The 18,202-nt window shown below is 50.9% G+C and carries 18 protein-coding genes; 16 read left to right on the top strand and 2 right to left on the bottom strand.

Features of this window, described 5'->3' with window-relative positions:
- The first annotated feature begins 47 nt into the window (after positions 1–47).
- From NSS83_RS15235 to NSS83_RS15225, 3 genes are all read left to right on the top strand, one after another.
- Complete coding sequence (locus NSS83_RS15235) at positions 48–2,123, top strand: ATP-binding protein (RefSeq protein WP_341348549.1); 2,076 nt, start codon at positions 48–50, stop codon at positions 2,121–2,123.
- A 323-nt stretch (positions 2,124–2,446) separates the two neighbouring features.
- Complete coding sequence (locus tag NSS83_RS15230) at positions 2,447–2,908, top strand: GNAT family N-acetyltransferase (protein WP_341348548.1); 462 nt, start codon at positions 2,447–2,449, stop codon at positions 2,906–2,908.
- Between the two features lie 27 nt (positions 2,909–2,935).
- Positions 2,936–3,310: a hypothetical protein gene (locus tag NSS83_RS15225; RefSeq protein WP_341183793.1), complete on the top strand. Its 375-nt coding sequence runs from the start codon at positions 2,936–2,938 to the stop codon at positions 3,308–3,310.
- Between the two features lie 47 nt (positions 3,311–3,357).
- Here the strand turns inward: NSS83_RS15225 and NSS83_RS15220 are convergent, their stop codons facing one another.
- Positions 3,358–4,266, bottom strand: a complete 909-nt coding sequence (locus tag NSS83_RS15220; RefSeq protein ID WP_341183794.1) for an AraC family transcriptional regulator — start codon at positions 4,264–4,266, stop codon at positions 3,358–3,360.
- Between the two features lie 180 nt (positions 4,267–4,446).
- Here NSS83_RS15220 and NSS83_RS15215 point away from each other — a divergent pair, with 180 nt between their 5' ends.
- The 11 genes from NSS83_RS15215 (at position 4,447) to NSS83_RS15165 (ending at position 14,880) form a co-directional block, all read left to right on the top strand.
- The gene (locus NSS83_RS15215) at positions 4,447–5,184 is read left to right on the top strand and encodes an SDR family oxidoreductase (protein WP_341183795.1); all 738 of its coding nucleotides are present in this window, start codon (positions 4,447–4,449) and stop codon (positions 5,182–5,184) included.
- Positions 5,185–5,247: 63 nt separating this feature from the next.
- Positions 5,248–5,835 carry an AAA family ATPase gene (locus NSS83_RS15210; protein ID WP_341348547.1) on the top strand — a complete coding sequence of 196 codons (588 nt, stop codon included), beginning with the start codon at positions 5,248–5,250 and terminating at the stop codon, positions 5,833–5,835.
- Positions 5,832–6,230, top strand: a complete 399-nt coding sequence (locus tag NSS83_RS15205) for a GNAT family N-acetyltransferase (protein ID WP_341183798.1) — start codon at positions 5,832–5,834, stop codon at positions 6,228–6,230. The genes NSS83_RS15210 and NSS83_RS15205 overlap by 4 nt, the downstream gene beginning before the upstream one ends.
- Before the next feature lie 108 nt (positions 6,231–6,338).
- Positions 6,339–6,707, top strand: coding sequence for a VOC family protein (locus NSS83_RS15200; RefSeq protein ID WP_341348546.1), 369 nt, complete (start codon positions 6,339–6,341; stop codon positions 6,705–6,707).
- Positions 6,708–6,883: 176 nt separating this feature from the next.
- A complete protein-coding gene (locus NSS83_RS15195; RefSeq protein WP_341183800.1) occupies positions 6,884–7,759 on the top strand; it encodes a stalk domain-containing protein in 876 nt (291 codons plus the stop codon).
- A 439-nt stretch (positions 7,760–8,198) separates the two neighbouring features.
- Positions 8,199–9,056, top strand: a complete 858-nt coding sequence (locus tag NSS83_RS15190) for a PRD domain-containing protein (protein ID WP_341348545.1) — start codon at positions 8,199–8,201, stop codon at positions 9,054–9,056.
- A gap of 191 nt (positions 9,057–9,247) precedes the next feature.
- Positions 9,248–11,122, top strand: coding sequence for a beta-glucoside-specific PTS transporter subunit IIABC (locus NSS83_RS15185; RefSeq protein ID WP_341348544.1), 1,875 nt, complete (start codon positions 9,248–9,250; stop codon positions 11,120–11,122).
- Between the two features lie 24 nt (positions 11,123–11,146).
- Entirely contained in the window at positions 11,147–12,556 is a 1,410-nt protein-coding gene (locus tag NSS83_RS15180) for a glycoside hydrolase family 1 protein (protein ID WP_341183803.1), read from the top strand.
- Positions 12,557–12,706: 150 nt separating this feature from the next.
- A complete protein-coding gene (locus tag NSS83_RS15175; protein ID WP_341348543.1) occupies positions 12,707–13,822 on the top strand; it encodes a WG repeat-containing protein in 1,116 nt (371 codons plus the stop codon).
- 39 nt (positions 13,823–13,861) lie between these two features.
- Entirely contained in the window at positions 13,862–14,110 is a 249-nt protein-coding gene (locus tag NSS83_RS15170) for a hypothetical protein (RefSeq protein WP_341348542.1), read from the top strand.
- Between the two features lie 14 nt (positions 14,111–14,124).
- The gene (locus NSS83_RS15165; RefSeq protein WP_341348541.1) at positions 14,125–14,880 is read left to right on the top strand and encodes a class I SAM-dependent methyltransferase; all 756 of its coding nucleotides are present in this window, start codon (positions 14,125–14,127) and stop codon (positions 14,878–14,880) included.
- Here NSS83_RS15165 and NSS83_RS15160 read toward each other — a convergent pair whose 3' ends face one another.
- Positions 14,881–16,287, bottom strand: a complete 1,407-nt coding sequence (locus tag NSS83_RS15160) for a hypothetical protein (RefSeq protein ID WP_341183809.1) — start codon at positions 16,285–16,287, stop codon at positions 14,881–14,883.
- Between the two features lie 181 nt (positions 16,288–16,468).
- On the opposite strand from NSS83_RS15160, the gene NSS83_RS15155 reads away from it, so the two are divergent.
- On the top strand, positions 16,469–17,134 hold the full coding sequence (locus NSS83_RS15155) for a glyoxalase/bleomycin resistance/dioxygenase family protein (RefSeq protein ID WP_341348540.1): 666 nt from the start codon (positions 16,469–16,471) through the stop codon (positions 17,132–17,134).
- 207 nt (positions 17,135–17,341) lie between these two features.
- The gene (locus NSS83_RS15150; RefSeq protein WP_341348539.1) at positions 17,342–17,779 is read left to right on the top strand and encodes a class I SAM-dependent methyltransferase; all 438 of its coding nucleotides are present in this window, start codon (positions 17,342–17,344) and stop codon (positions 17,777–17,779) included.
- The last annotated feature ends 423 nt before the right edge of the window (positions 17,780–18,202 follow it).

The raw sequence follows: 18,202 nt of genomic DNA, 5'->3' as shown, positions 1-18,202 counted from the left end.
TCCGATTATGTTTCAAATTTAATTCAAACGGAAAGTAGCGTGCAGTAATGAATAATCCTTCAGCGGGGCCCAGTTCACATTCTCAGCGGATTGTTGGCGGTACCCGGGAAATCCGGGCATTGTCCGATTGGCTGGAAACGCCTGGGGAGGGTATGCAAATTTTTGCGGTATCCGGCATTGGCGGCATCGGCAAAACAACACTGCTTACAAAGCTGGCGGCGGAGGCCCGCGGGGCGGCCGTGCGTGTGCTGTGGGTGGACGGGCAGCTCTGTCTGCATACGCCAAGGGATGTGCTGGCTTATCTGGACATGAGCCTGGAGACGGAATACGGCAGGGTGCGTAAGGCGGACGATACGCTGCTTGCCCATGTTGTAGCAGAATTGTATCGTGAGCGTACGGTTATTATTATGGATAACTGCGAGTCGTTGGCCCGGACCGAGAGCTGGCTGCTGGCACAGCTGTTTCCTCTGTTAAAGGATTCTGCGTGCCTGCTGGTGATGGCGTCGAGAACCGGACTGCCGCTTCACTGGTATACGGACCCTATGTGGTCGAACAGGATTCAGCGCTTTCCGCTGGAGCTGTTTACCCGGGAGCAAATTTATGAATACCTGCAGGACAGCGGTCTCCCCGACCGGCTGCAGCAGGATATTGCCCAGAGGTCGGAAGGGCACCCGCTGCTGCTTGCACTGACCACAGACCTGATGAGGCGCGAAGGAACGGATCCAATGGAAAAGGCAGTACAACTGCCTAGAATCCTGAGTGCAGAGCTGCTTCGGGAGGCCGCTGACCCGTACATGTATGAGGCTCTGCAGCTGCTGTCGCTGTTTCCCGCCGCAGATCAGACGATGCTTAACCGCCTGATGAAGCATCCGCTCCAGGCAGCGGAATATACGGCGCTTAGCAAATTGTCATGCGTCCGGATGGTTCCGGCCGGGCTTGCCTTACATCAGGTGGTAGGCCGGATCCTGAGAGACGACTATAAGCAGCGTGATCCCGGAGAATATAATACAATGCGCCGGCTGGCGTTAAAACTGCTGATCGAGCAATATTCGTCCGCAGACCAGCTGCGCCGAATGCAGTTTGCGGCCCATGCACTGGAGCTGTACCGTGAGCAGCTGCCTGCAGCTCATCAGTATGTTGATTTCTCGGGTGTTCATGGACAGGAGCAGAAGCAAGGTTTTTGTCCGGAGGATTTGCCGTATTTGCACCGTTATTTGGAGGTATCTTTATCGCGGTCCGACTGGCAATCCGAACTGGTGCAGGCCGGAGAGCATCACCGTCTGCTTGATGATATTGCGGAGTTGAGTCCAATGAGCATTCTGGTCACCAGAAATACTGACGGTATTCCGCTGGCTTTCTCTGCCGGGCTGTGGCTGCACTCAGAAACGATGCCGCTGCTGGAACAGTACGCTCCGCTATATCTCGAAATGCTGGGTAAAGAGGCTGAGCAGCTGCGAACGCTGTCATCCGAAGCGGCGGATACGATGTGTATGCTGCTGGCCGCGGTCAACGTGGATCAGTCCTTTTATCGGCCGGAGGAGTTAGGCGCCCTGCTGTTCCAATCATGGATGGTCGAGACAACAAATGGATGGCGGGCGATTATCGCGACAGAGGACCCGCAGCTGCATATGTTGCTTCCGTTGTCCGGTTTCCAGCCCAAACAACCCCAACCGCCAGATCGGCTTCAGCCGGGTATGGTCGTATGGGAGCTGGACTTCAGGCAGGCGTCTTTCGACCGGTGGGTGGAGCGGGTGATTTTGCAGCAGGAACAACAACAGGAGCTGGCGGCAGAGATCCCTCCCGTGCCGTGGGACCAGGTGAGAAGCCTTCTTCAGCATCTGTATAACGATAATCTTCTACGTTCTTTGCCGATTCTGGTGGCGACGGGGATGAATGGAGCGGGGATGAGGGACCTGATGCAGAACATATTAACGGCAGAGCCGCCGCCTTATCCGCTCACAGAACTGGAGCAGCATATCTTGCGGGAGAGCTATTTGCGTAAAAATCACCGGAAATCTCAACTTGCAGATGCTTTTCATATGAGCCGAACGACCTTTTACCGCCATACCCGGCAGGCGTTGGAGCATCTGGGCCATGTGTTGGCCGGGAAACTAAACGGGTAGGCGGCCACGATCTGTCCGAAACGGTATGAGCCAGTAACATTTTTAGCAAAATCCTGCAATAAATGCAGCAATACTGGCCAATAAAAGCGGAATATGCTGAAATTATGCACGAAATGCAACAAATCCAGCGCTAACTTACTCTAACCACCAGAATTTGTGCAAATAATGCAACATTGCTCCACAGCCAGTAACAGTTATATAGAAATCCTGCAATATGTGCAACAATGCTGCTCTATACAAGCGGCCGGTGAGAGAGAACTCTTAGAATTGGCCAGAGAATGGAGCCGTTATTTTTTAATTTTTAAAAAGGGGGTCGAGTTGGGATGAAAAAGCCGTTATACTCGTCTAACTTCATCATTAGAAACGCAGTCTTCGACGATATCGGCCTGCTTCGCGATATTTATCGCCGTGCTTCGCTGAGTGTTGAGGCTGACCGGGATCTCTTCGCCGCTCATCCTGAGTGGCTCGTGTGGGACGACAAGATGTTGCCGTTCACACGTGTCGCTGCTGTTAACGGGCGGGTCGTCGGCTTTGTGTCAGCACGCCCTGCCAACGGCTGCCTTGAGCTAGAGGATCTGTTCACAGATCCTGAATGGATACGCCAAGGTGTTGCGAGTGCCCTGATCCAAGATATTGCGCTCCGCGATGTACGTGTAGAGGTGACCGCTGGCCCGCAGGCTATAGAGTTTTACGAAGCCGCCGGATTCATCGCTAACGGCTTCGCTTACACAGAGGGCGGACCGGCCCACCGGATGTATCTCGATGTCACACGTGAAGGACCTTGATGTCCTTAGAATGAGGGGTGTAATTCAATGAATCGAAGACAACGGGACAAGTTTATTCCTTCCACCTGGATTATTGCCGCCAAACAATCAGGAGTACACGCCTATTATGTCCTCTATGCCATTGACTGGAAACGCGGAGGCCGGCTGAGTTGGGAAGGCTGGGATCAGCTAGAGGACCTGCTGCAATTTCATATCCCTATCAAACGAAAGGCCGGAGGACGGAAAACTTCTTCCCAGCCTGCCGCCAAAATCGCAAAACATGCGCTCTTTTTACATCTGAATGAAGCACAGTTCGAAGAACTGGAACGGCTCTTTTATCAGCCATTTTCGAAGAAAAGATGGAGAGTGTTTATTCAAATCCACGACACGAAGAACGTAATGTCTGCTTTTGTTTGTCCATAGCGGGCAAAAATATCGTCTGCAGCCCGATAATTTCACTTGCCACTTCGCTATTTCGCTGAGCCCAGCAGCCCCTGAACATCGGCCACCGGCGGTCTCCCATACTGGCGGGCGTATTCGCGGCTGAATTGGGAGGGGCTCTCATAGCCTACACGGAAGGCGGCATCGGAGGCTTGGAGCGATTCGGTCAGCATGAGGCGGCGGGCTTCCTGCAAGCGGATGACCTTCTGGTATTGCAGCGGGCTCATGGCGGTGACACGCTTGAAGTGCTTGTGGAAGGCGGAGGTGCTCATATTTACAGACTCAGCCAGTTGTTCAACGACAAGGGATCGATCGTACTGCTTAGTGATCACTTGGATGGCCTCAGCAATCCGGTGCGCATGGCTGCCGATGATGGCGAATTGATGCAGGTGTGCGCCTTGGTCACTTTGAAGAACGCGATAGAGAATTTCGCGGATCACGAGCGGGGACAGAATGGCAATATCCTGAGGCGCGTCGAGCAACTGGATAAGCCGTACGATGGCTTCAAGTAAGGGCTCAGAGGTGCGGGCAACCGTTATGCCAAGGGAGGTTTCACCCGGAGCAAGGGGGGAGTCTGCCATTTCTTTTACAATTTCGAGGATAGTGCCTGGGTCGAAGCTTAGCTTGATGCCCAGAAAAGGATGCTCAGACGTAGCCCCGGTAATTCTCCCGTTAATTGGCAGCTCGACAGAGGTCACCAGGTACGTTGACGGATCGTAATGAAATGTCTCACCCGACAGGGTGGCTGCTTTGGCTCCTTGGGCAACCACGCAGATCGATGGCTTATAGACAGACTCCAGCGGTTCGGCTGCATCTGTGGCGTGCATCAACTGCAAGGAAGGAATGAGCGTCTGGCGGGTGCCTGCCGATGGAGCATGGCGAAGGATCAGCGCAGCCAATTGCTGTAAAAGTGGCCCGGTCCGCAATGAATCGTCCAAGTTGAAAGCCTCCTTTTTCCGTATTCACGGGGTTTGTTGTTAATCATAACGAGTTGAAGAGAAATAGGCAAGAAGTGAACAGGTCTGTTATAACGGGATGTTCTTCGCTTGATTTACAATGAATTCATAAGGCCAACAGATCATCATCCGGCCTAAGCAAACTTAAGGAGAGTGGTCCTAATGAGTCAGAACGGAAAAGTAGCCATCGTCACAGGTGCATCACGGGGGATCGGAAGACAAATCGCCATTCAATTGGCTGGATCAGGGATTAAAGTAGCTGTTAATTATTCATCTAATCGTGGAAAAGCGGACGAGGTCGTGCAAATCATTAAGGAGTCCGGCGGGGAAGCGGTAGCCGTTCAAGGTGACGTAAGTAAGGTCAGTGAGGTCGAAGCGCTTTTCTCGGAGACAATCGGGCAATTCGGGCGTGTCGATATTGTGGTGAATAATGCCGGAATTATGGACTGTGTGCCTATCGCAGATGTAACGGAGGAGATGTTCGACCGGCACTTTGCAGTAAATGTAAAAGGTACGTATTTCGCTTGCCAGCAAGCGATGAAGCATATGGAGCGGGGCGGAACGATTATCAACTTCTCGACCTCTGTATCGGGCGCGATGCTGCCGACCTATAGCGTATACGCCGCAACCAAAGGGGCAGTCGAGCAGTTAACCCGCCAGTTAGCGAAGGAATTCGGGGTGAAGGATATCGTCGTGAATTGCGTAGCACCCGGGCAGGTATCGACGGAGTTATTCCTGAACGGGAAATCCGAGGAGCTGGTGGATTCCTTCCGGCGGATGAATGCTTTTGGACGGCTTGGGGAGCCGGAGGATATTGCCAATGTGATCGACCTGCTCGTCAGTGACAAAGCCCGCTGGATCACGGGGCAGACGATTCGCGTCAACGGCGGGTTTAACTGATCCAGCGGAGAGTTCCTCCCTCTATCGCCTATGGTTTATAATGGGTGAAAAGGAGGGGAAGAATTGAATAAAGGTATGTTGCTTGTTCTAAATGGAACCTCAAGCTCCGGGAAGACGTCCATCTCGGCTGAGGTTGTAAAGCAGAAAGAGATTCCGTTTTATCATGTTTCGATTGATGATTTTTTCATGAATTACAATGATTTCATTAATCATAAATTCCCGGATGAGCCAGTACGCGAAATCGACCATCAGGTGGTCTCGGATATCCTGGATGATTCCATCTGCTCCGTGTTCTATTCAACGATTAAGCTGTTAGCGGAAATGGGATTCAATGTCATCGTGGATACCGTATTCGACAACGACAAGAGATTTAATGAGTTTTTGGATCATTTTGCCGGCCGGACTACGTTATTTGTTGGCGTCCTATGCTCCCGGGAAGAGCTCATCCGAAGAGAGCAGGCCAGAGGGGACCGGCAGATTGGACTGGCGGATGCCCAGTTCGACATCGTGTATTGTTTTGATGAATATGACCTTGAAGTGAACACGGAAGAGCAGACTCCGGCAGAATGCGCAGAGGCAATACTAAGTTTCATTAAGTGCAATAAGGAGTATTCGGCGTTTCAGAAATTGCGTAAAAGGAGCCGCCCATGAACCTTGAGATCATCATCAATCTCCTGATCGAACCGCATGAAGTACCAGTGTTAAGGGAACTCGTGGGGTGGGAGGGCAGGCAGGCGGATTACCCTGCTGTATTCGAGCGCTGCAACTTCTGGGCAGGCGTGAGGGATGAACAAAGCCAGCAGCTAATAGCGTTCGGTTATGTTGCTGGAATGGGCTTGCAGCATGGCTATATGGAGGACATCCTCGTGCATCCTGAATTTCAGAGGAAGGGATTGGGGCAAGCCCTGGTAAAGAGATTACTTCAGGAAGCGGAGCATGTCGGGTTGGAGATTGTAACCCTGACCTACGATACCAAGCATACGTCCTTTTACACCGGATGCGGATTTACCGCTTGTGCAGGAGGCGTCTGGAGGAGACAAGGCTGAACCAAGCCGGGAGCACAGATAGAACGCTACTGACATAACGTTGTCAGGAAGGGTGGGTATAATGAAGACTATATTAACCTACAAACGCGAATATTAGGAGGCTATATTATGTCAGTCATTGGACCCGATTTCATCTCACTTCAGGTGAGCGATCTTGAAGGCTCTGCTGAATTTTATCAACACTATCTTGGACTCATCCGTTCACAGGCGGGCCCGCCTCATGCGGTGGTTTTTGACACCAAGCCTATTGCATTTGCACTTCGTGACCTCCTGCCGGGAGTCGAACTCAGTAAGGGGACTCAGCCTGGACTTGGTGTTGCGCTATGGCTCTATGCTCCAGATGCGCAAGACATTCACGATAAACTCGCAGCAGCAGGCGTGAAAATTACATCCGAACCCATCGACGGCCCCTTCGGACGTACCTTTACCTTTGCTGATCCGGACGGTTACCTGATTACTCTGCATAGTAAAGGCTAATCCGCAACATAAGATGACAGTGTTTCTGCACTGATGTGCTCCCCATATGGTAGACAGGTGAGATAATAAAGCCTGTTGCTGTATGGGGAGTTTTTGTTTGACTGAATTCTATTTGCATAGAGAAATCAGATGCGTGAGAGTGTTTTGTGGTGAATTATTTAAGAGGAGGAAATATTATGATAAAAAAATGGACAATCGCATTGATTTCATCAGCATTTCTTATGCTACCTTTAACACCTGGGTCTAGTTATGCGGCAGAGGCACAAACATCTACAACGATTAACAATGGTCAAATAAACAACGGCCGAGTCTTAATCCCCTTACGTGCTGTCTCCGAAAATCTTGACGCAAGCGTGGAATGGTTTCAAACAGATAAAGTTGTTAAAATCAAAACCGGGAATTCGACGATATGGCTTGCAGCAAATTTCAAACGTGTGATTATTGAATCTGCTCCCTCAAGTGAAGCTCCAGATACACCAGCACAGAAATATGTCGATTTGGATACTGCTACACAAGTCATCAATGGAACCACTTATGTTCCTCTTCGTTTTGTTAGTCAGTCGTTAGGGGCAACGGTAATGTGGAACCAACTGTCTAAACAAGCTACAGTAACAATGGGCAACAAAGGATTGGTTGTTCATATGGAGACCCCGTCTATTCAAATTCCGGAAAAGAATAAAATTTCTGAAGCACGTTTGAAACTTCTATCTGATAAATTAAATCAAGCCTCAAATGTATCTTCAATTAAGAGTGTAAATTCAACCTTTAAACCGTACTTTACGGATAAATTAATTAAGTCTATTACTCAGAACAAAGGATTGAAAACAGCGGGTACTTATGAAACGCCTGTCACTTCACCTATTTATACCAGTAAGAATTCTGCCACAATTTCACAATCTGTAATAGTAGCGAATGGTCTTACAGGTGAAGATCAATATGCAGAGGATCGGACAGTCTCGCTAATATTCGCGAACGGAACTTGGAAGGTGGACAGCGTCACTAAGGGTTCTAGAGTTCTGATTTCGGGATTCTCTGATTATTATCCTCAGTAAACAAAAGGGGTGAGGCATTTGAGTCCTGGGATAAAGTGGTCAGCCTTTTTCTTATCCCTGCTGGGCATTGGACTAAGTTTTCTGTTTCTGTTTGCTAACCCATACAGTGATCAGGCGGCATCCAGCAGCACACAAGTGATTGTGCTTCTCATGCTCATAGTACCTTCAGCCTTCATGACCATTTCAATCTGGCTTGGTCTTCGCGTGTTCATGGCCATTTCTTGGATCTGGCTGGCACCCTATTCATTCTACTTGGCAATGGCATCCATTCCGAGCATTTGGAACGTATTTTTTCTGATTCTATTGGTTCAATTCGTAGCTACCATTGTAGTACCAATACGTTCCAAATGAACATAAGCCCCCGCCTCTTGTCTTTTCTAACACCACTGTGTTATCTTAGGATATATTTTCAGGGAGCATACAGAAGAGGTGAAGCACCATGATTATCCGGCAGATTTTCAATAACAATGTCATTCGGGCTGAAGATCAGGTCGGACATGAATACGTTGTCATTGGGAACGGGTTAGGCTTTAAGAAGAAGCCGGGCCAGCGGGTCGAAGAGGAACGGATTGAGAAGACCTTCATGCTGAAGCCCGAGAAGGTACCCCGCAAATTGATTGATCTGATCGGTGAGACCTCGGCTGAATATTTCTCGCTGGCCGATGAGATTATTGCCTATGCCAAGGCCGATATGGGCGACATCTTCAATGACAATATATATATCACGTTAATTGACCATATTCATTTTGCGATTGCCCGCTACCGGAAGTCGATGAATCTGAAGAACGCGCTGTTCTGGCAGATCAAGCGGTTCTACCCCAAGGAGTTCGCTATTGGCGTACACGCGCTGAGTCTGATCCACAAGCACTTTGACATCGAGATGGATCAGGATGAGGCGAGCTTCATTGCGATGCACTTCGTGAATGCCCGTCAGGATGGGCAGGAGATGCAGCGGACGGTCGAGGTGACCAAGGCGATGAGCGATATCTTTGGTATTCTGGCGGACGAATATCAGGTCAAGCTTAACGAGAATTCGTTCAACTACTCCCGGTTCCTCACTCATCTCCAGTATTTCCTCCAGCGTATGATCAGCGGGGAACAGGAGCGGTCCGCATCCGGCGACAATTTCCTGTACGACCAGATTAAGGTGAAATTTCCGCAGGCTTTTGCATGTACGAATAAGATTAATCATTACCTGGAAGAGACCTACGGGAACGCCATGTCCATCGACGAGAAGGTGTATCTGACGATTCATATTCAGCGGGTTACTTCAAGAGATATGAACCCGTTGGATTAAAAAGGAAGCAAGAAAGGGCTTGCAAACGATTACCTAATCCGCTATATTGGAGTCACAACTTAAATCTAAGGATTGTTACTGCTGAAGCAGGCGATACCTAAACGAGATGTGGATCACACCGGTGTGATCTACAACTTTCGTTTAGGTTTTTTTTATGCCCATTTTTGGCAGTATAGCAAAGGAGAATCAGCATGGATAACAAAAAAATGTCAGAAGACATCATCCGTCTCGTCGGCGGGGAGCAGAATATCAACGATCTTGTCCATTGTGCCACCCGGCTGAGATTCAGCCTCAAGGATAACAAGAAGGCCGAGCGGGAGACGCTGGAGAAGCATCCGGGCGTCATTACCGTGGTGGAGAGCGGGGGGCAATTCCAGGTTGTCGTGGGAAGCAATGTAGCGAATGTGTACGCCGAAATTGTCAAAAATACCAGCTTCCTGTCTAACACATCCACCGATAATCAGAATTCCGGCCAGAAGACTTCGGCGGTATCAAAGGTGTTCGAGGTTATCTCCGGGAGCTTCTCGCCGCTGATTCCTGTAATGGCCGGATCGGGGATGCTTAAGGCGCTGCTGACAGTGCTTACGCTGCTGGGCTGGATGTCCGATTCAGGCGATGCCTACAAGATTCTGTCTGCGGCCGGTAATGCCGTGTTCTACTTCCTGCCGATCTTCCTGGGAATTACCCTGGGCATCAAGTTAAAAGCGAACCCTTACGTAGCAGGAGCAATAGGGGCGGCGCTAATGGAACCGAACTTTACGGCGATGCTGGAGGGAGATGGCGGTCATTCCTTCTTGGGAATTCCGGTGGTCATGGTCAGTTATGCCTCCAGCGTCTTCCCGATCTTCATTGCGATTAGCATCTACGCCTTGCTGGATAAGCTGCTTAAGAAGATTATCCACAAGGACCTGCAGATCTTCATGGTGCCGATGCTCTCGCTGATGATTATGGTTCCGCTGTCGGTGATTGCCTTCGGTCCATTCGGTACAAGTGTCGGCGACTGGATCGCTTCCGGCGTGACCTGGCTGATTGGCGTAAGCGGCATCCTGTCGGGGATCGTGCTTGGCGGGGGCATGACCTTCATGGTTGTGTTCGGACTTCACTGGGGCTTCACTCCCATCACGCTGCAAAATATTGCGAACGGCGGTGACCCGATTGAAGCCATGGCTTCAGCAGCGGTATTCGCCCAGATCGGGGTAGCCTTCGGGATCTTCCTGCGGGCCAAGAAAGACCGGAACCTGCGGAGTATCGCCGCCTCTTCCGGGATTACCGGACTGCTGGCCGGGGTCAGTGAGCCGATTGTGTACGGCCTGATTCTCCGCTACAAGCGGGTGATTCCGATCGTCATTATTGCCGGGGCGCTCGGCGGCGCGATTAACGGACACTTCGGTGTGCTGTATACGGCGTATGTGTTTCATAATATTTTCTCGATTCCGGTGGAGCAGCCGATGTCGATCTTCATTGTCTCGATGGTTGTGTCCATGGGGACAGGGCTGCTGCTGACCTGGCTGTTCGGATATGAGAGTAAGGGGAAGATTGAAGCTTCCGCTCCGGATGCAGTTATAGAACCCATTCAGCCGGACAACCTGGTAACACCAGTGGTGGACTTGAAAAAGGAACTGATCTTCAGCCCGCTTACGGGCACAGCCTTCCCGCTCAGTACCGTTCCCGATGAGGCCTTCTCTACCGGAGCGATGGGCAAAGGGCTGGCGATTGATCCGGTGATTGGAGAGGCGGTTGCTCCTGTAGACGGGACCGTAACCTCGATCTTCCCGACAGGCCATGCCATTGGCATCACGTCCGCCGCCGGAACTGAGCTGCTGATTCACATCGGCATTAATACCGTCGGGCTAAAAGGCAAGCATTTCACACCAATGGTCAAGGAAGGCGACCGGGTGAGCCAGGGCGATCTGCTAATCCGGTTCGATCTGGAGCAGATCCGGGCAGCCGGGTATCAGACCATTACGCCGGTTATCGTCACTTTAACACCCAAAGAGGTTGAAGTTTTTGAGACAGACCAGCAGCAGATTGAGCAGAACGAAGTGATTTTGACATTAGTGGGTTAATCGAAGACAGAGGAGGAATAAGGTATGCTGCACAAACAACTTCACGCTTTTCCAGAGAATTTCTTGTGGGGCGGGTCCACTTCAGCTTATCAGCTGGAGGGTGCCTGGGATGAGGACGGCAAAGGGCCTTCTGTCATTGACCTGGCCAACCACGTGGAAGGGGTCACGGACTTCAAGGTTGCCAGTGACCACTACCATATGTACAAAGAGGATGTTGCCCTGATGGCGGAAATGGGCTTCAAAGCGTACCGCTTCTCCATCGCCTGGAGCCGGATCTACCCGCAAGGAGACGGAGCCGTTAATCCGAAGGGGCTTGAATTCTACAGCAATTTAATTGATGAGCTGCTTAAATACGGTATTGAGCCTATCGTTACCATGTACCATTTCGACCTGCCTTACGGGCTGGAAGAGCGGGGAGGGTGGTCCAGCCGGGCGACGATCGATGCTTTTGAACAATATGCCAAGACGCTGTTCGAGAACTATGGGGACCGTGTGAAGTGGTGGCTGACCATCAACGAACAGAATATGCTGATTCTGCACCCGGGATCGATCGGAACCCTGAATGAGAACATGACCGATCCGCAAAAAGAGCTCTACCAGCAGAACCACCATATGCTCGTTGCGCAGGCGAAGGCTATGGTGCTATGCCATCAGATGCTGCCAGATGCGAAGATTGGTCCTGCTCCCAACATCGGTGTCATCTATCCGGCAAGCTCCAAGCCAGAGGATATGCTGGCCGCAGATAACTATGCAGCGATCCGCAATTGGCTCTATTTGGATATGGCGGTCTACGGACGGTATAACCATATTGCCTGGAGTTATTTGGTGGAGAAGGGCTATGAGCCGAAGATCGAGGAAGGGGATATGGATATCCTCCGGCAAGGCCACCCGGACTTCATTGCCTTCAATTACTATACTTCCCAGACCGTAGGCGAGAGTAAAAATGACGGCAACGACTTCTCCCACACAGGCGATCAGCACGAAATCGTCGGCGAGCCGGGAGCGTACCGGGGATCAGTGAACCCTAACCTCCAGACCACAGAGTTTGGCTGGGAGATTGATCCGGTGGGCTTCAGAACAACACTGCGCCAGATTTATTCCCGTTACCACCTTCCGTTGATTGTTACAGAGAACGGGCTGGGCGCATTCGACAAGCTGGAGGAAGACGGAACGGTAAATGATGCGTACCGGATTGAATTCTTCCGCAAGCATATCGAGCAAATTCAGCTTGCACTTACCGATGGGGTAGAGGTGTTCGGCTTCTGTCCTTGGTCTGCCATCGATCTGGTCAGCACCCATCAGGGCTCCAGCAAACGCTACGGCTTCATCTATGTTGACCGCGAAGAGTTCGACCTGAAGGAGCTGCGCCGTATCCGCAAGATGAGCTTTTACTGGTATCAGAAGCTGATTGCTTCCAGAGGCGAGGTTCGCTGATTGTAATTACAAAAGGGTTGTCCCGGTAGCCATGAGAGGCTGCTTGGGACAGCCCTATTTTTTTCTTCCAAATATTGCACAACAAAACCGGTACAATCGCCGTCTATACATAAAGAATGGAAAATAGCCTCTGAGGAGAGTGAACCACAGGTGTTTAAAAAGCTGGCTTTTACCCTACTAATGACGACGATGGTGTTCAGTGCAAGTGTAGCGGGTCCATCGCAATCGCAGGACAAGGCCCAGGCTGCCGGAGCTGGTACTGTGCAGGCCAAGACAGCCGATCAATTATATCCGGTTGAAGTGAACGGGAAATACGGCTTCATCAACGGCAAAGGCAAGGTTGTTATCGAAGCGGTATACGACGGATGCGGATATTCAGGAATGCCCGGAGGAACAGTATATGTCGAGGACCACGCGGCCAAAAAGCAATATTATTTCAGCTCCGCCGGCAAAAAGCTGTTCGAATATAAGCTGAGAGACGCCGGTATTCTGTACAATGACCGTGCGCTGTATACAGCGAAGGTTCAACTCGCTGGCGGGGCCACGGCGACCCGTTACGGGTATATCGACAGCCAAGGCAAGGTAGCCATACAGCCAATCTACGTCCGGGCATTTAATTTCTCTGAAGGCCTGGCCCGGGTCAACATGGGCAAAGCCTCAGGATACATTAACACCAAGGGCGAGCTTATCGTTCCGTACCGGTATAGCTTTACGTCTGATTTCTCCGAAGGGATGGCAGCCGTTACGCTTGCCGTTGGCGGCAAATGCGGCTATATCGACACCAAGGGTAAGCTGCTCATTACACCACGGTATGATTACGCCACTCCGTTCTCCAATGGGGCGGCAGTGGTCTATGTGAACGGGAAGTACGGCTACATCGACAAAAAGGGCAACTACCTGATCAAACCGCAGTTCAGCATGGCCCAGCCGTTCTCGGAAGGATTGGCGTTCGTCGAGCGCAATGGAGTTACCTTCTATATTAATAAGAAGGGCGCCAAAGTCATTCAGGGCTTTACGGCCGGAGGCTTGTTCAAGGGCGGTCTGGCTCCGGCCAGCCCGGGACAGAGGTTCGGCTATATTAATACCTCCGGCCGCTTCGTGGTCAAGCCGCAGCTCTATTGGGCTCATTCGTTCAACGGCGAGTTGGCGGAAATCACCATGCTGGTTCCGGATACACGCGAGGAAATCAGAGGGTACATGAACCGCAGCGGCACCATCGTCTGGCCGCCGGCTTCCGAGCTTCCGGGCGGAGTGGTGAAACCGTAACTAAATCATTCCACAAGAGTAGAGGAGGCATAATATTCCATGGGCAACAACTTATACCGAAAACTAGGGGCGGCCTTTCTGATTGCTGCCGGGTTAATCTACACGATCGAACGTGTAGGGACTATGATCGCCCGCGTTCATGAAATTTCTGCGTTATACCAAGCGCAAATGTACGATGTACAGCCTAAAATCCATATCGCCGGCTTCTTTGATAATATCTTTGTGCCCATTCTTACGTTAATTGGTGTGATACTATTCGTATACGGGTTTCCGAAAAATACAAAATAGGAGAGTGAACAGCGATGAACAGTGGTGAAAGGTTTTCGAACCGGGTCGATTCCTATTTGAAGTACCGCCCGAGCTATCCGCAAGAGGCTATTGATTATTTGTACGACTATATTGGTCTGCGCCTGAACAGTAAAATAGCAGATATCGGTTCAGGCACAGGGAGCCTGTCCAAGCTGCTTCTGGAACGCGGCAGCAATGTAATCGCGGTCGAGCCCAATAAGGCTATGCGTGAAGCCGCAGAGCAAAGGCTCCACAGCAATCCGAATTTTCAGAGCAGATCAGGGTCGGCGGAAGCTACCGGGTTACCGGATCGGTCGGTTGATTTTATTGTCTGTGCTCAGGCATTTCACTGGTTTGACCAAGCAGCCGCGCAAACGGAGTTCCGCAGAATACTACAGCCTGGCGGGAAAGTCATACTCCTATGGAATTCCCGGCTTACACAGGGTACTTCATTTCGTGAAGAGTACGATCAACTGCTTCGCACCTACGGAACCGACTATGAACAAGTGAATCATAAAAACATTTCTCCGGCGATACTTCGCTCTTTTTTCAAAGAGAATACGATGCATAAAAGCCAGTTTGAAATGACTCAGGAGTTCGATTTCGCGGGTCTGAGCGGCCGGCTGTTATCCTCCTCCTATAGCCCTGTTCCGGGGCATCCGAATTACAAGCCGATGATGACAGAGCTGCAAAATATATTTGACAGGCATAATCAACACGGTGTGGTTCCCTTCGAATATGAAACTGAGATTTTTTGGGGAGAAGTATAGTTAAAAAGTATACACATGATCCCCGGCATCCGCCCAGGCCAGCGTTCCATCCGGCATCCAGTCCAGCAGTGTGCCTGCGGAGACGAAGGTGAAGGTCCGCTCTTGTGTGTCGTAGACCTGAATGGCGCCTGTGCCGGATTTGAAGGCTGCGAATCGGTTGTCCAGTGACCAGTGGAGTTCAGTGAAGAGAAAGTCACTTCGCAGCTGCCGCTCATGCTCCGAAATATCCTGTTTTACTTGGTCCGTGATGCGCTCATCCTGCATAACCGAAGAGTCTCCGTTCCCGGTATTGTAGCGGATTTGGCCGAGAGGGTTCTCCTCACCTCTGTCTGCGGGAAGAAGCAGATGCGAATCATCCCCCCAAGTCAGAGAATATACGAACAGGAAGCCGTCACTGTGGGAGATGAAGGAGGCATTCTCCTTGGAATGCAGTATTTTCCCCTTCTGATCCAGCACCGTCAAGTCTGCCGCAGGGCCAATGAACTCGTCGTGTGCGGTTAATACAGCGATACGCTTACCGTCAGGTGAGGAGGACATGCCGTAGACTGGCTTGTCGAACACATGAAGCTTCTCGCGGGTGAAGTTCTTCAGGTCTACCCGATACAGCGTTTTATTGCCTGAGATCATATAAGTGAAGCCCGAATAGAAGCGGTCAGAATACATCTCATGGTAACCGTAGTCATTACCGTAGGCATCCTTCTCCTGGGGCCAAGCCGGAATCTCCAGCGCCTCGCCCTTCAGGGCTTGCACCAATTGATGCTTCTCCTGCCCGTAGAACAGATAGGAGGGAGCGGAGGATTCGGTAGTCTGAACGGACTTGATCCAGCCCGTGTTCCAGGCAGGTACTACGCGCCGGGTGCCAGAGGTGATGCCCTGGAATAGCAGGCTGCCTTGACCAGCTTGGGCCCTGACGACAACCGTGTTACGGTACGGCTGCTCGGTGCTGGCATACTTGCGCCCGTCTGCGGTGAGGGCTTCATCCAGATTGAATGTCCCGGACCAGGCGCTGCTCTCATCCAGATGCAGGCGGATTTGCACAAACCGCGGGGACTCCCATTCCAGTGTGTAGCGGAATTCTGCTTCGGGATCACTGGTCTGCAGACTATTTTTCAATGCTTGCTCCAATGATTGTTTATCGATATCGCTGTTCGACTTCACCTGTATCACTTGTCCGCCTCCGCCGATAATTCTCAATTGCTCAATATAGAGCAGCGGCTCCTCCTCGCTTGAAGGTGCTGGAGCGGAAGGTGTGGCTGAAGTAGCTGTGGGTGATACTTCAGTCTGTGAGGAAGGGGCCGGGGAAGCTGTGAACGGGGATGAAGAGGAGCTGTTCACAGCTTCCTTGTCTGCTCCCTGACACCCTGAGAGCAGAGCCGCCGCCAGCACAATTGCTGCCATAAAGCGCATACATAAACCTCCTGTTGTGTTCAATTGTCCTATTGTTTTCAGAGAATAGATAGATTTTCCATATTATTATGGACGCGGTTGCTGTGCAGAAGTTGCAGATGCGGGTTTGACTTCAATTCTCTGCATGGATACCATGGAAGCAAAGATCTGGCTGTTATGCCACAAACAGAGGTGATCCGAAATGATAAGAGAAGTAGAAATGCAGACCCATTCCTTGAAAGGAATGAAAGACTTTTATGAGAATACTATTGGGCTGACAGTAGTCCGGGAACATCCGGCGTCCTTCAGTGTACAAGTGGGTGATTCCACTCTAACCTTCAAAGAGTCTGACCCAGGCAGACAGCCGAAATATCATTTTGCGTTCAACATCCCTGAGAACCAGATAGAGGAAGCGTTGAGGTGGGTTATTCCGAAGGTATCTGTCATTCCTAATGAGGGCCAGAAAGTCGTTCACTTTGAGTCCTGGAATGCCGATTCCATCTATTTCTATGATCCGGCAGGTAATATTGTAGAGCTGATTGCCCGGCACAATCTGAACAATTCCACCAATGAAGTTTTTTCTCCGGCCAGCCTGTTATGTGTAAGTGAGATCGGTCTGCCTGTAGCCGATGCAGAGGAGGCACTGCTCAAGTTATCCCGGGTAGGGATCGTTCCTTGGCGGGATTACAGTAGCCAGTTCGCCGCCGCAGGTGACGAGCACGGGCTGATTATTGCTGTGAAGCAAGGCCGGGTCTGGTTCATGTCTGACCAGGAGGAAGCTTATCCGCATCCGCTAACGATTAAAACAGATGTCTGTGAGGTTATGCTGGATGCTTCAGCGGGGTTGAAGGTCCGGGAGATTCGTTAAGTTAACCGTACAGAATGAGTATAACGGTTCTTTCTTTTGACTCCCCGGCTCCGATTGTCTACCCTGAAGTTACATAATAAGGAAAGCGAGTGAACTTATGAATAGAAGCGCTGACAGGCTGAACGTTGTCATTCGGGACACGGAAGGGGTTAAGCTGTCACGCCAATCCACTTCCGTGTAGGCACAACAGATACGGAGGGATAGCTTTTGAAGAATACGCAAGCAGACTTTGAGTACAGTGGGGATTATTATGAAGCCATCGGAGATTTCATGCGGGAGCAGTATTTGAAATACGGTTTCGCCCAGGGAACGACGCAGGAAGCAGACTTTTTAATGGAGTTAATGAATCTGCGGCAGGGTACCCGCATCCTGGATATTGGCTGTGGTCCGGGGCGGCATAGTCTGGAGTTGGCCCGGCATGGAATTAGAACAGTAGGCGTGGATATTTCTGCGGAATTTATCAGGCACGCGAATCGGGAGGCTGCGAAGGAGAAGCTGCCGGCAGCATTTCTGGCGGCGGATGCCCGCGAGTTAACGTTTGAGCAGGAATTCGATGGTGCGATTTGCCTGTGTGAGGGGGCTTTGGACTGGCGGGGAGTGAAGAGAATCACCGGAAGGTCCTTAGAGGAGTTCATCGGGCGCTGAAGCCGGGTTCTCTATTTGTTCTTACGGTAATTAATGCGCTTAACTTAGCCCGGCGTATACAGGATGAGTCGTTATTTGACCCGTATTCCTGCACCGTAATCGATAAAGAAGAGATCCACAGCCCCGAGGGTGAATCCAAAGAGGTATTGATTTATACTACCGCTTTTACCTTCCGGGAATTACAGATGCTTCTGGAGAGTGAAGGGTTCGCAGTAGAGGCCGCATATGGCTGCAACCCAGGCCAATTCGGGAATCACCCCTTACAGCTCGAGAGCATGGAGATTATGATGGTAGCCCGCTGTAATTAAACAGTAGTGTGGTGAATAAGCAGCGGTAGCCGGGACTCTTAAGGAGACAGGGCTGCCGCTTTATTTTGATCAGCTCCCATCTGATTTAGTTTGCTGGGCCTGAAAAGAGTTTCAA

The sequence above is a fragment of the Paenibacillus sp. FSL H3-0469 genome, from assembly GCF_038051945.1.
Taxonomy (GTDB): Bacteria; Bacillota; Bacilli; order Paenibacillales; family Paenibacillaceae; genus Paenibacillus_AQ.
The sequence above is the reverse complement of the archived record's forward strand: the minus strand, read 5'-3'. Positions and strand labels throughout refer to the sequence as shown.

Bases quoted from the DNA above. Each gene is read 5' to 3' on its own strand.
- NSS83_RS15235 (WP_341348549.1), top strand. From the start codon at position 48: ATGAATAATCCTTCAGCGGGGCCCAGTTCACATTCTCAGCGGATTGTT.
- NSS83_RS15230 (WP_341348548.1), top strand. From the start codon at position 2,447: ATGAAAAAGCCGTTATACTCGTCTAACTTCATCATTAGAAACGCAGTC.
- NSS83_RS15225 (WP_341183793.1), top strand. From the start codon at position 2,936: ATGAATCGAAGACAACGGGACAAGTTTATTCCTTCCACCTGGATTATT.
- NSS83_RS15215 (WP_341183795.1), top strand. From the start codon at position 4,447: ATGAGTCAGAACGGAAAAGTAGCCATCGTCACAGGTGCATCACGGGGG.
- NSS83_RS15205 (WP_341183798.1), top strand. From the start codon at position 5,832: ATGAACCTTGAGATCATCATCAATCTCCTGATCGAACCGCATGAAGTA.
- NSS83_RS15200 (WP_341348546.1), top strand. From the start codon at position 6,339: ATGTCAGTCATTGGACCCGATTTCATCTCACTTCAGGTGAGCGATCTT.
- NSS83_RS15195 (WP_341183800.1), top strand. From the start codon at position 6,884: ATGATAAAAAAATGGACAATCGCATTGATTTCATCAGCATTTCTTATG.
- NSS83_RS15190 (WP_341348545.1), top strand. From the start codon at position 8,199: ATGATTATCCGGCAGATTTTCAATAACAATGTCATTCGGGCTGAAGAT.
- NSS83_RS15185 (WP_341348544.1), top strand. From the start codon at position 9,248: ATGGATAACAAAAAAATGTCAGAAGACATCATCCGTCTCGTCGGCGGG.
- NSS83_RS15180 (WP_341183803.1), top strand. From the start codon at position 11,147: ATGCTGCACAAACAACTTCACGCTTTTCCAGAGAATTTCTTGTGGGGC.
- NSS83_RS15170 (WP_341348542.1), top strand. From the start codon at position 13,862: ATGGGCAACAACTTATACCGAAAACTAGGGGCGGCCTTTCTGATTGCT.
- NSS83_RS15165 (WP_341348541.1), top strand. From the start codon at position 14,125: ATGAACAGTGGTGAAAGGTTTTCGAACCGGGTCGATTCCTATTTGAAG.
- NSS83_RS15160 (WP_341183809.1), bottom strand. From the start codon at position 16,287: ATGCGCTTTATGGCAGCAATTGTGCTGGCGGCGGCTCTGCTCTCAGGG.
- NSS83_RS15155 (WP_341348540.1), top strand. From the start codon at position 16,469: ATGATAAGAGAAGTAGAAATGCAGACCCATTCCTTGAAAGGAATGAAA.